This window comes from Burkholderia sp. 4M9327F10 (genome assembly GCF_005503145.1).
GTDB lineage: Bacteria > Pseudomonadota > Gammaproteobacteria > Burkholderiales > Burkholderiaceae > Paraburkholderia.
The window spans coordinates 23,503-36,204 of record NZ_SCNV01000063.1; the positions used below are offsets into that span (position 1 = coordinate 23,503).

Annotated in this window: 10 protein-coding genes; 6 read left to right on the top strand and 4 right to left on the bottom strand. The window is 63.8% G+C overall.

The features are described from left to right. Window positions 1-24: 24 nt before the first annotated feature. Complete coding sequence (locus FFS45_RS34745) at window positions 25-693, bottom strand: haloacid dehalogenase type II (RefSeq protein ID WP_137959161.1); 669 nt, start codon at window positions 691-693, stop codon at window positions 25-27. A gap of 445 nt (window positions 694-1,138) precedes the next feature. Then, window positions 1,139-2,620 (bottom strand): aldehyde dehydrogenase family protein, encoded by a 1,482-nt coding sequence (locus FFS45_RS34750; protein ID WP_137959162.1) that lies wholly within the window; start codon window positions 2,618-2,620, stop codon window positions 1,139-1,141. 747 nt (window positions 2,621-3,367) lie between these two features. On the opposite strand from FFS45_RS34750, the gene FFS45_RS34755 reads away from it, so the two are divergent. The 6 genes from FFS45_RS34755 to FFS45_RS34780 all read left to right on the top strand — a co-directional run bounded on the left by FFS45_RS34755 (window position 3,368) and on the right by FFS45_RS34780 (window position 10,085). After that, a complete protein-coding gene (locus tag FFS45_RS34755; protein WP_249363039.1) occupies window positions 3,368-4,231 on the top strand; it encodes a GNAT family N-acetyltransferase in 864 nt (287 codons plus the stop codon). Between the two features lie 65 nt (window positions 4,232-4,296). Continuing rightward, window positions 4,297-5,232: a glyoxylate/hydroxypyruvate reductase A gene (locus FFS45_RS34760; RefSeq protein ID WP_137959163.1), complete on the top strand. Its 936-nt coding sequence runs from the start codon at window positions 4,297-4,299 to the stop codon at window positions 5,230-5,232. Window positions 5,233-5,429: 197 nt separating this feature from the next. After that, window positions 5,430-6,809 (top strand): aspartate aminotransferase family protein, encoded by a 1,380-nt coding sequence (locus FFS45_RS34765; protein WP_137959164.1) that lies wholly within the window; start codon window positions 5,430-5,432, stop codon window positions 6,807-6,809. Window positions 6,810-7,003: 194 nt separating this feature from the next. Beyond that, a complete protein-coding gene (locus FFS45_RS34770; RefSeq protein WP_137959165.1) occupies window positions 7,004-7,486 on the top strand; it encodes a winged helix-turn-helix transcriptional regulator in 483 nt (160 codons plus the stop codon). A gap of 91 nt (window positions 7,487-7,577) precedes the next feature. Then, a complete protein-coding gene (locus FFS45_RS34775) occupies window positions 7,578-9,059 on the top strand; it encodes an NAD-dependent succinate-semialdehyde dehydrogenase (RefSeq protein WP_137959166.1) in 1,482 nt (493 codons plus the stop codon). Between the two features lie 45 nt (window positions 9,060-9,104). Continuing rightward, on the top strand, window positions 9,105-10,085 hold the full coding sequence (locus tag FFS45_RS34780) for a M14 family metallopeptidase (protein WP_137959167.1): 981 nt from the start codon (window positions 9,105-9,107) through the stop codon (window positions 10,083-10,085). Window positions 10,086-10,178: 93 nt separating this feature from the next. Here the strand turns inward: FFS45_RS34780 and FFS45_RS34785 are convergent, their stop codons facing one another. Together FFS45_RS34785 and FFS45_RS34790 are read right to left on the bottom strand one after the other, a co-directional pair. Then, window positions 10,179-10,574 carry a cupin domain-containing protein gene (locus tag FFS45_RS34785; protein WP_171029835.1) on the bottom strand — a complete coding sequence of 132 codons (396 nt, stop codon included), beginning with the start codon at window positions 10,572-10,574 and terminating at the stop codon, window positions 10,179-10,181. Window positions 10,575-10,706: 132 nt separating this feature from the next. Next, entirely contained in the window at window positions 10,707-12,701 is a 1,995-nt protein-coding gene (locus tag FFS45_RS34790; protein WP_137959169.1) for a hydantoinase B/oxoprolinase family protein, read from the bottom strand. Between the last annotated feature and the right edge of the window lies 1 nt (window position 12,702).

Sequence of the window (12,702 nt, forward strand, 5' to 3'; positions counted from 1 at the left end):
GAGTTGAGGGCGTCAATCCAGAGCTTAAAGACCGACGACGCCGGCAAGACCGCCGATGTCCTTGATCTCGGTGTAGTTGTAGAACGGTGTCGACGGTTCATGACCACGCGAGACAAACACCTTGTTCTTCACACCGAGATCGTTGGCCGACATCAGGTCATAGCGCAGGCTCGACGACACATGCAGGATGTCTTCCGGGCCGCAGCCGAGGTTGTCCAGCATGTATTCGAACGCGTGCAGACGCGGCTTGTAGGCCTGCGCCATCTGCGCCGTGTACACCGCATGGAACGGTGCGCCGAGCTTGTCGACATTGCTCTGGATCTGATCGTTCGATGCGTTCGACAGAATCACCAGCGGGATTTCCTTTGCGACCTTGGCGAGACCTTCCGGCACATCAGGGTGCGGACCCCAGGTCGGCACGGCGTCGTAGAAGCGCTGCGCTTCGGCGTCGTCGTACGTGAGGTTCCAGCGCTTGAGCGTGCGGCGCACGGCATTCTTCACGACGTCCTGATACGGCTTCCATGCGCCGAGCACTTCGTCGAGGCGGTACGCGGCGAAGTCACGCACGAACTGTTCCATCTGCTCGGCGCCAACGCGGTCGGCGAAGATTTCGCGAGCCATGTCGCCCATACGGAAACGGGTCAGCGTGCCGTAGCAATCGAAGGTGATGTATTTGGGCCTGAAGCGGGTCATGTCTATGTCCTGTAGTCGGCAATAGTCAGCGATAAAGCCGTCATTGCGTGCGCAGCGACGGCTGCTGAAATGAATTACACCACCGCAAAAAATGCGGGTTGTCGTGTTATGAACGCCGCTGAACACACAATCCGCCGTTTTGCGCCGCCCGCGCAGCACACTATGCGGCGGCACTTCGGGGGTGCCGGGGATGCGCGCCGGTGGTGCGGGTATGCCCTGATACAGGCGCTCGCAGCAAGGCCAATCAAGGCTCAGCGGGTTGCGTGACGGGTTGGTGCAAAGTGCCGTGAAAACGGCAACGGCCGCGTCGGAGATCGACGCGGCCGTCTTGTGAAGCTGAAAACACCGCGTTCAGCAGCAGATCGTGCTGTGTGCGGCTGGTTTTATGTCTGAGGTTTGAAGTTTGACCGAGGTGTTTGCGCTTTGGCTTGCTTCCTGTGTGGATTCAGGCGCCCTGATTCAGATCGATCAGCACGCTCTTGAAACGCAGATTGGCCTCGAACGCCTGGCGTCCCAGATCCTTGCCCAGTCCCGACTGCTTGTAGCCACCGGTCGGGATGACGAAATCGGCGGTCCGACCATAGCGGTTGATCCACACCGTGCCCGCTTCGATACTACGCATCGCTCGCAAGGCACGGCTCAGATCCGCAGTGTGCACGCCCGCGGCAAGCCCGTACTTTTCGTGGCCGGCCAGTGCAAGCGCCTCGTCTTCGTCGTCGAAGGTCTGCACTGTCAGCACAGGGCCGAACACCTCTTCGCGCACCGCCTCAGAAGCAGCGTTCACGTTAGTCAGGATGGTGGGCGCATAGAAAGCGCCCTCGCCGGCGACCGGCAGCCGCATGCCGCCTGTGGCAATCTTCGCGCCCTGCTCGACGCTGCGCTCGACAATGGCTTCGATACGTTGCGCCTGCTTCACCGAGATGATCGGCGGCAGCGTCGTGCCGGCGGCCCACGTGTGGCCAGGGCGCAATGCGGCGAACGCCGCGCCGATGCCGTCGATCAGGCGCGGCGCCGCCGAGTGTTCGACGATCAGCCGCGATCCCGCCACGCAGACCTGCCCGGCATTGCCGGCAATCGCGCCGGCGATGCGGCGCGCCACCAGGTCGAGATCCGGCGCATCCGCGAACACCACTTGCGGGCTCTTGCCGCCGAGTTCGAGCGTGACGGGCTTGGTGCCCGTTTGCGCGCAGGCCGCCATGATGGCCGCGCCGGTCTGGCTCGAGCCGGTGAAGGTCACCTTGGCGATCCTCGAATGGCGCACCAGCGCGTCTCCCGTGACGCGCCCATCGCCCTGCACGACGTTGAAGATGCCCGGCGGCATGCCGGCTTCGATGGCGAGTTCGGCGAGCCGCAAAGCCGAAAACGGTGTCATCTCCGAGGGCTTCAGTACCACCGCGTTGCCGGCCGCGAGCGCCGGCGCGATTTTCCACGACGCCATTACCAGCGGGAAATTCCACGGCGCGATGGCGCCGATCACACCATAAGGCTCGGCGACGATCATGCCGAGATGGTCCGGACGGGTTGCTGCGACCTCGCCGCCGATCTTGTCGGCGAACTCGGAGTAGAAGCGAATGCCTTCGGCTGTGAACGGCACGTCCCACGCGGCGGCGTCGCGGATCGGCCGGGTCGAGCCGAGCGACTCCAGACACGCCAGCGTCGCCACGTCTGCTTCGATCAGCTCAGCCCAGCGACGCAGCGTACGCGCGCGTTCGCGCGGCGCACGGCGGGCCCAGTCGCTGGTCTTGAAGGCATGCCACGCGTTCTCGACCGCACGATCCACGAGTTCGGCATCGGCCACGGGCAACTCCGCGTAGACGGCGCCGTCCGAGGGGCGCGTCACATCGAGTGCGGCGGCACCGTCCACATAGCGGCCACCGATAAAGTGCGCGCTGCGCACGGCGATCAGAGCGGGATCGAAGCTATCCATTGGGTCCATTCCAGTTCGCAGACGAGATGCGAATCATGGTACGGGCGATGCCGCAGCATTTGCTGCCATGATGGGCGGGCGCGACCGCCAGAAGTGCGCGTTATGGAGGGGGTGGGCAGTGGAGCATGCGGTGTGGCTCGTGCAACGGGAATGCCTTGACCGCTACGGGTGGAAATTCCGAACTATGGGGCTGTGCGGTGTCGCTTCGCGATATACCGGAACGCCGCAATGTTGCAAAGGAGGACAACACAGCCAGCGAAAAGGACAGATGCAGCCAAAATAGCCGTCATTCCAAGTACTTCGAGGTCGACAGGATTATTGAGCGCGTTGCTCCCTGTCATTGTTATGGCGCTGAGTACCGGATATTCGATGAACGGCGGCACCTCTTCGAACCAGTTATAGATAGCCCTTGCGAGGTACCAGCCGCAAGCCAGGCTTATCACGACATTGAAGCAGATCAGAACAATCCGCGGGACGTATTTCATCACCGTACGGTCACTGTGCCATATGCCCTGAATGTGGCTCCAGGGACGGGTAGATCAGGTTTGTGTGAACGGACAATTGCCACTGCACGGGCAACCCTAACAGCCCAGATACCTGTAAATGTTGAAATGTGTAAAAGCGTCAGCAAGGCCATCTGAGACCTGGGCGGCGGCATTCCGCCGAACGCCTCGCGCAATAAGATCGTCCTAGCCGCCACGAACGACAGATGCGACATTACCCAGGCATACTGAAGAGGAGTGGAAAGTGACCCAACCGCCTGCTGAAGCCTCCGTCCGGTTTCGTCCGTTGACAGCCGGCGATCTGCCCGCCGCACACGAACTGTCGGTAGCGGTCAAATGGCCGCATCGCCGCGAAGACTGGGAATTCGCGCTGAATCTGGGCGCGGGCGTCGGCGCCGAGGACCCAAGCGGACTCCTCGGCACGGCGTTGCACTGGAAATTCGGCGCGGATCACGCCTCGCTCGGCATGGTGATCGTCGCCCCCGAGCAGCAGGGCCGCGGCATTGGCCGCGATCTGATGACCCGGACCATGGACGCGCTCGGTGAGCGCACCACCTTCCTGAACGCCACGCGAGCCGGCCAGCCGCTCTACGAAAAGTTCGGTTTCAAGGCAATCGGCAGCATCCACCAGCACCAGGGCACGGGCGGCGCGCATCCACCGGCCGTACAACTGGCGCCCGGCGAGCGGATTCGCCCGCTCGGCGCCCGCGACCCCGACCGCCTCGCCGCCCTGTTGAACCGGGCGGCCGGTTATGACCGCGCGGCCGTGCTCGCCGCCTTGCTGAACGTCGCCGAGGGCGTCGTACTCGATCGCGACGGCGAACCGGTCGGCTTCGCGCTGCTGCGCCGCTTCGGCCGCGGTCATGTGATCGGACCGCTGGTGGCGCCGCATGTCGAGGGCGCCCAGGCGCTGATCAGCCACCTGGTCGGTTCGAACGAAGGCAAATTCGTCCGTATCGACGTCGACGGCGGCTCTGGTCTGTCCGACTGGCTCGACGGACTCGGACTGCAGCAGGTGGACGCCGTCGTCACCATGGTGCGAGGCGCTGCACCACAGCCGGAAGGCACGGCACGGATATTCGCCATTACCAACCAGGCGCTGGGCTAAACGCCGGCGGCTTTCAACCAGTCCGATCCCGGCAAACCGCAACCCACCCTAACGGACCCCACGAGATGACCTTCCTCTACAAGGCCGACCCCGTGCGCGGCGCGCAATGGGCACGTCTGTTTGCCGAGAAAGCGCCGCAGATTCCCTTCCGCATCTGGCCGGACGGCAGTTCCGGTGACGAAGCCAGCGCAGTTCGCTACCTCGCCGTCTGGGAAGCGCCGCGCGATCTCGCTACGGCCTTCCCGAATCTGGAAGTGGTGTTTTCGGTGGGCGCAGGCATCGATCAGTTCGATCTCTCCGCCATTCCCGCCGATCTGCCGGTAGTCCGAATGATCGAACCGGGCATCGTGGCGGGCATGGTCGAATACGTGACGCTCGCCACGCTCGCACTGCACCGCGACTGGCTGACCTACGCCGCGCAGCAACGCGAGGGCCGCTGGCAGGCGCTGCGCACTCGCGTCGCAAGCGAGCGGCGGGTTGGTGTGCTGGGTCTCGGCGTACTCGGCCAGGCCGTGCTGACGCAGCTTGCCAGTTTCGGTTTTCAGTGTGCGGGCTGGAGCCGTTCGCCACGCACGCTCGATGGCATCGAATGCTTCGCGGGCGCCGAGGCACTGCCGCAATTCCTGGCCCGCACCGACATTCTGGTGTGCCTGCTGCCGCTTACCGGCGCGACGCGTCATATTCTGAACCGCGATCTGTTCGCCCAGTTGCCGCGCGGAGCCGCGTTAATCAACACGGGGCGCGGCGGCCATCTGCAACAGGACGATCTGCTTGAAGCGCTCGATAGCGGGCAACTGAGCGCCGCGGTGCTCGATGTGGCGGACCCCGAACCGCTCCCGGCGGACCATCCGTTGTGGCGGCACCCGCGCGTCATGCTGACGCCGCACGTTGCCAGCATGACCCAGCCGGACAGCGCGGTCGAAGTCGTGCTCGACAATCTGCGCCGTCATCGCGAAGGCGAGCCGCTGGTGGGACTCGTGGATCGCGCGCGCGGATATTGAAGTTTCCGCCGCAGCACAAAATGCTGCGCCGCCCGCAAAAACACAATTCCCGCCTTCCAGCAGCGCCGAATCCCAACGTCTTCGTTGTTTCTGTCCCGCTACCATGGTTTGCATGCGGTTCGCGCCCGCGGCACGCGTTGCGCGCACCTTTCCGGCACTCGTGCCTTGCTGCGCGCACAACTCACGCACTCCAGACCATGTCCACGTCCTCACTGATCGAATCCGACCGCAAACATCTGATCCACCCGGTTGCCAGCCTGCGCGCCCATGAGCAGCGCGGCGTCACCATTCTCGAATCGGGACGCGGCGCCTGGCTGCGCGACAGCGAAGGCAAGGAACTGCTCGATGCCTTCTCGGGCCTGTGGTGCGTGAATACCGGCTACGGCCGCGACAGCATCGTGCGCGTGGCGACCGAGCAGATGAGCCGCCTGCCCTACGCCACCGGTTATTTCCACTTCGGCTGCGAACCGGCCATCCGTCTCGCGGAACAACTGGTCGAACTGGCGCCTGGCTCGCTGCGTCACGTGTATTTCACACTGGGCGGCTCGGATGCCGTGGATGCGGCGATCCGCTACATCACGAACTTCTACAACGCCACCGGCCGGCCGCAGAAGAAGCAGTTCATTGCATTGGAGCGCGGCTATCACGGCTCGTCGTCGGTGGGTGCGGGACTCACTGCGCTCAGCTCGTTTCATCAGAACTTCGATGTGCCGCTCTCGAACCAGCATCACATCCCGTCGCCGTATCTGTATCGCAGCGAGGCAGGTGACGATCCGCAAGCGCTCATCGACACCTCGGTTGCGGCGTTGCGCGCGAAGGTCGAAGCACTCGGCGCCGAACGTGTGGCCGCCTTCTTCTGCGAGCCGGTACAGGGTTCCGGCGGCGTGATCGTGCCGCCCAAAGGCTGGCTCAAGGCGATGCGCGATGCCTGCCGCGAACTCGACATCCTGTTCGTCGCCGATGAAGTCATCACCGGCTTCGGCCGTACCGGTCCGCTGTTCGCCTGTGCCGCCGAAGACGTCGAACCGGACCTGATGACCGTCGCCAAGGGACTCACGGCCGGCTATGCGCCAATGGGCGCCGTGCTGATGTCCGACGAGGTCTATAACGGCATTGCCGACGGCGCGGGGACCGGCTCGGTTGTCGGTCACGGTCAGACCTACTCGGCGCATCCGGTCAGCGCGGCCATCGGTCTCGAAGTCCTGCGGCTCTATCACGAGGGCGGCCTGCTCGCCAACGGCGTGGCTCAGGCGCCGCGCTTCGAAGCCGGCCTGCGCGATCTGCTCGACCACCCGCTGGTGGGCGACGCCCGCAACCGCGGCCTGCTCGGTGCGCTCGAACTGGTCGCCGACAAAGCCACCAAACGCCGCTTCGACCCGGCGCTGAACCTGAGCGAGCGTATCGCCACCACCGCCTATCGCAACGGGCTGATCTTCCGCGCCTTCAACGACAACATCCTCGGCTTCGCGCCCGCGCTGTGCTATCAGCGCGAAGAGTTCGACGTACTGTTCGAGCGCCTGCGCAAGACACTCGATACCGTGCTGGAAGCGCCCGACGTGCGCGCCAGCGTTGCCTGAGTCCGTGCGCGGGCGTTAGCTCAGGCATGGGCTCGGGCCTCGGCCGCGCGAGCGTCCCGCGCGGCCTCGTATCCGCCGAAAGGCTTGCTGCATAAGGGTTTGCCGTGAAATTTTTTCGTGACCGGGCGTGCTACGATAGTTCCGTCACCGCGCTTCCATAGGGCATTGCCTCCGTGTCAACCAACGCTAGTTCAATGAAGCTGGACCGCATCGACTTGCGCATCCTGTCCCAGCTCCAAAAGAAGGGCCGCATAACCAACGTCGACCTGGCGGATGCGGTCGGCCTGTCGCCGAGCCCCTGCCTGATCCGGGTCAAGCGGCTCGAGAAGGCCGGGTATATCGCGGGCTACGGCGCGCATCTGCAGCTCAACAAGCTCGGCGACGTCCAGCTCGTGTTCACCGAGGTCACCTTGCAGGATCATCGGCGCGAAGACTTCGCCAAGTTCGAGGCCAGCATCCGCACGGTGGATGAAATCGCCGAATGCCATCTCGTGAGCGGCGGCTACGACTATCTGCTCAAGTTCGTCACGCGCAGCGTCGTGCATTACCAGACCGTGATGGAAAATCTTCTGGAACGCAATATCGGCATTGAAAAGTACTTCAGCTATGTCGTCATCAAGTCGCCGTTCGTCAAGAACCATTATCCGATCGAGAGCCTGTTTCCGCTGTCCGACTAATTGACTGACGCACGGCGAGTGTCATCGCATCGAGGTCCGCCGCGAAGACATATTGTTTCGCTATCCTTAACTCTCACTCACGGCGGTTGCCATGCCACTCACCCTTCAGCGCCCCGAGCTCTCCCGTTCACACAACTTCATCAACGGCGAGTGGTGCGATGCCGCCGACGGCGCGCGCTACCCGGTCAGCGATCCAGCCAGCGGCGCCGAATTCACCAGCGTGCCCGATAGCGCCGAGGCCGACGCCAAAGCCGCTACCGATGCCGCATACGCTGCCTTCGACACGTGGCGCGAGCGCACTGCCCGCGAACGTGCGCAGTTTCTCAAGCGCTGGCACGCAGCGATCGTCGCCAACGGCGAAGACCTGGCCCGCATCATCTCGCGCGAACAGGGCAAACCGCTCGCCGAAGCACGCGGCGAAGTGGCCTATGGTGCGTCGTATGTGGAATGGTTTGCGGAAGAAGCCGTGCGCAGCTACGGCGACATGATCCCGGCCTTGATGCCCGGCAAACGGATGATGGCGGTGAAGGAACCGGTCGGCGTAGTCGCCGCCGTTACACCGTGGAATTTCCCGCTGGCGATGATTGCCCGCAAGATCGCTCCTGCTCTCGCGGCAGGCTGTACCGTCGTCGCCAAGCCGGCGGAAGACACGCCGCTCACGGCGCTCGCCCTCGCGCGTCTCGCGCAGGAAGCCGGGTTGCCGGCGGGCGTGCTGAACGTCGTCACCGCCTCACGCAAGCACACGCCCACCACCGTCGCGAACTGGCTTGCCGATCCGCGGGTGCGCAAGATCACCTTCACGGGCTCGACGCCGGTCGGCAAGCACCTGGCGCGCGAATCGGCGGATACGCTCAAGAAGCTTTCGCTGGAGCTGGGCGGCAACGCTCCGTTTATTGTTTTCGACGACGCCGATCTCGACGCCGCGGTCGACGGCCTGATGGCCTCGAAGTTTCGCAACGGCGGCCAGACCTGCGTGTGCCCGAACCGGATCTACGTGCAAAGCAGCATATACGACGCTTTCGCCCGCAAGCTGGTGGACCGCGTGGCGGCCCTGCGGGTAGGGCCGGCTACGCGCGAGGACTCGCAGATCGGCCCCATGATCAACGCTCGCGCAGTCGACAAGATCGAGCGCCACGTGCAAGACGCCCTGGCTCATGGCGCGGTGGCGCTGACCGGTGGGCACCGGCTGCAAGGCGATGGGCTGGACGGCCCGCACTACTACGCGCCTACCGTGCTCGGTGACGCCAATCGCGAGATGATGCTGTTCAGTGAAGAGACCTTCGGTCCGGTCGCTCCCCTGTTCCGCTTCGACAGCGACGCCGACGTGCTGCGCGAAGCGAACGACACGCCTTTCGGACTCGCGGCATACTTCTACTCGAGCGATGTGCGCCGTATCTGGCGTGTCGCCGGACGGCTCGAAAGCGGCGTGATCGGCATCAATGAGGGCGCCGTCGCGAGCGAGGCTGCGCCGTTCGGTGGCGTCAAGGAATCGGGCTACGGGCGTGAAGGCTCGCGCTATGGGCTCGACGATTACCAGCACATCAAATACCTTTGCCAGGGTAGTCTTGCCTGAACCCTGCAAAACACCTGTTTTTATCGACTGCGAATGGACGCTCTCATGACAACCCAATCCCCGCAGCACAACCACGCTTATCCGGTCGATGTCGAGTTTCCCGATCTGAGCGGCTACGCGGCAGGCAACACCGGCATTCCGTACGTCCACACGTTCGACAGCGGCACGCCAGGCCCACACGTGATGATCAACGCGCTTACCCACGGCAATGAGGTGTGCGGCGCGATCGCCGTCAAGGCGCTGCTTGATCTTGGCGTGCGGCCGCGTCGCGGCAAGCTCACGCTCGCGTTCGCAAACGTCGAAGCTTATTTGAGCTTCGATGCATCCGAGCCGGACAAATCACGCTTCGTCGATCAGGATTTCAACCGCGTATGGACCGCAGCCAAACTCCATGATGCAAGTGCGGATTCAAGCGAGCTGCGTCGCGCAAGAGCCATGCGTCCGGTGATCGATACCGTGGATGCGCTGCTCGACCTGCATTCGATGCATGAACGCAGCGCCCCGCTGATCGTTTCAGGGCCGCTCGACAAAGGCATCAAGCTGGCTCGTGCGCTGGGCACCCCCGCCACGGTGATCAGCGACGAAGGGCATCCCGAAGGACGGCGCATGCGCGACTATGCGGATTTTGGCGATCCGCAAAGTCCGCGCAATGCGCTGCTGGTGGAGTGCGGCCAGCATTGGGAGGCGTCGGCCGTCGTGGTCGCGAAGGACTGCACCGCGCGCTTTCTGGTGCTGACGGGTGCGCTCGATGAAACCGACTTGCCCGCTGACTGGTTTGCGCCGAAGCCGGATACGATGCGCGTGATCCGCGTCACGCAGCCGGTGGTGGCGAGGAGCATGGATTTCCGCTTTGCCGATGCCTATACCGGTCTGGAGACCTTTGCCAAAGCGGGCACTGTAATCGGCTGGAACGAGGGTGAACCGGTGACCACGCCTTATGATAATTGCGTGCTGGTCATGCCGTCGTTGCGGCAACTGAGACCTGGGGTCACGGTGGTGCGCCTCGGACAGTTGCTGGAGAACTGAGTGGGGAACCAGGCAGGAAGCTGAGCGCGGGCGGTCAGTCCCCGCGCGAGGCGTGAAGCGGCGCTCGAAGCGGCCCGCTTCACGCCGGCTCACTCAGACATTTTGCACAAACATATACTGCTTCGTGACCTTCTCGGTCACTTCGAACACGCCGCGAAAGCCCTCCGGCACCATCACCGCATCGCCGGGCCCGAACGGCTTGCGCTCGCCTTCATCGGGCACGATCGCACCGATGCCTGAAAGCACGTGAAAAAACTCGAACTGCCCCTGTGGGAAGTCGATCCGCCACGCGCCTGCGGTGCCGCTCCAGATACCGGTGCTGACCTTGCCGTCGGCGCGCTCGAAGACGGGCCAGTCGCGGCGCTCGGGCTGACCGCGCAGCAGCCGCCCGGGACTCAGCGAGAGCGGCGTGCCCTCGCCCTGCGGCTGGTTGAAACATACGCTCTGCACGGAGCTGACAAATAAAGACTGAGACGAAGACTGCGACATGGCTTGATGCTCTCTCTCACAAGTAATTCGATAAGGGTGTTCACGATTCCAGCCAGCGCACGCACCTATCCGATTGCGTTTTGCGGGCCTGCTACAGCACGACATGGCAACCATGCCCGTGCCCAGGGCTTCTCAACTCGCGCGCCGCAATTCCGGCCACGAGGCACACAACTGCGCAAAGATCGCTTCGATAACTTCAGCGCCCCCGCCCGGCGCTTCGACGTGTGCGTCCAATGCGTCGAAGATGCGATGTTTGATGAAATAGCGCCATTGCACCGGCACATCGGCCAGTATCGCGGTCAATGCGGCGTAACGTTCGCGCGTCCATTTCGCCTCGAACGCGTCGCGATACGGGCCGAACTCGAATGCGGGGGCCGGCATGCTACGCGTCATGGCCTGTGCCTGATCCCGTAGCGCGACGGTTTCGCGCAAGTCGATCTCGCCGTCCACGATCGCCACCGCGTAGATCTCGCGTGCTTCCTGCGCGGTGACATAACCGCGCCGCACGTCCTCGCACACCCGCTGAACATCGCGTTCGATCGGCCGGCCATAGCCGCCCGCACCCGCTCCCACCAGGCGGATCACGTCACCCGGATTGCAGATCACCAGATCGGTGTTGCCGAGTTCCTCTGCCTGCGGCGTGTCGGGATTTTTCGTGAAACGGGCGTTGGCGCCGGCGTGGCCACCGCGCACACCCCACGAGGCAAAATGCGTGCGGTCGCGGTTACGCGCCGTGACCAGCGTATTCGGCGAGAACACCTTGAACTCCATCACGAGCCCCTGGCCGCCGCGAAACTGACCGGCGCCGCCCGAACCGGGCGCCACGCCATAACGCGTGATACGGATCGGCACCTCCGCCTCGTTGATCTCCACGGGCGTATTGCGCAGAAACGCGTTGTTCGCGCCGGAGCCGTCTTCGCCGTCATCGAAAGACATGCCGCCTGCGCCGCCGCCAATCGGTCCGATCGACGCCATTACCGTGCTGCCGTTGCTGTCCATCGTCTTGACGCTAAGAATCGACAGGCCACCTGCGGGGCACGCTGCAAGACGCTCGGGAACGGCTTGCGAAAAGGCGCCGAAAGTCAGCAGATGCAGCAGCTTGCAGGTGAGGCTGCGCATGCCGACGGCGGCCGGCCGCTGCGCGTTCACGACCGTGCCTTCCGGCAACACGCAGCGCGCGACCCGCAGCATGCCGCTGTTAAGCAGAATCCCGGGATTGAGGGTGTACAGCACATAGACGAAGCCAACGAGTGCCAGCGCGTGCCGCTCACGGCCTCCGGTCGGGATGTTCAGCGACGACTGCAACTGCGGGTCGCTGCCCGTGTAATCGAATTCGACGCTGCCGTCGCGAATCCGCAGCGTCAGCGCGACGCGCATCGGCTTGCCGCGCACCGAGTCCTCGTCGGCGTATTCGGCAAAGAAATACTCGCCGTCGGGAATACCGCGTATGACAGTGCGCGCCTGTTCCTCCGAGTAATCGAGCAGCGCCTGCATTCCTGCCTTGAAGCCGTCGATGCCGAAGCGCCCGATAATCTCCAGCACACGCCGCTCGCCCGTGTGCAGCGATGCCAGTTGCGCATGCAGGTCGCCGACATTCTGCTCCGGCACGCGGACATTGGCGGCCATGATCCGCAGCAGATCTTCATCGAGCACGCCGCGGCGGACGATCTTGGTGGGCGGAAAACGGATGCCCTCCTGCTCGATTTCGGTCAGCGTGCGCGAGAGCGACGCGGGCACGGCGCCGCCCATATCCGTGTTGTGAATGTGGCCGCCGACAAAGCAGACAATCTCGCCGTTATAGAACACCGGCTTCCACAGCACGATATCCGGCGTGTGCGTGGCGACGAAGCCGCTGTAGGCATCGTTGGTCATGCCGATATCGCCGGGCTCGTAGTGATCGATCATGCCGATCACCGGACCATAGTCGAGGCCAACGTACCAGGTCGCGCCGAGTGTCTTGGGGGAAGCGAATGTAAGGCCATCCGGCGTCGTGATCGCGCACGAGAAGTCCTCTGTCTCTTTCACAAAAGTCGAGTGTGCGGTGCGCACCAGCGTGTACGCCATGCTTTCCGCCGCGGCGACGCAATAGTTGGCAAAAATCTGCAGCACGGCCTTGTCGAATTGCATT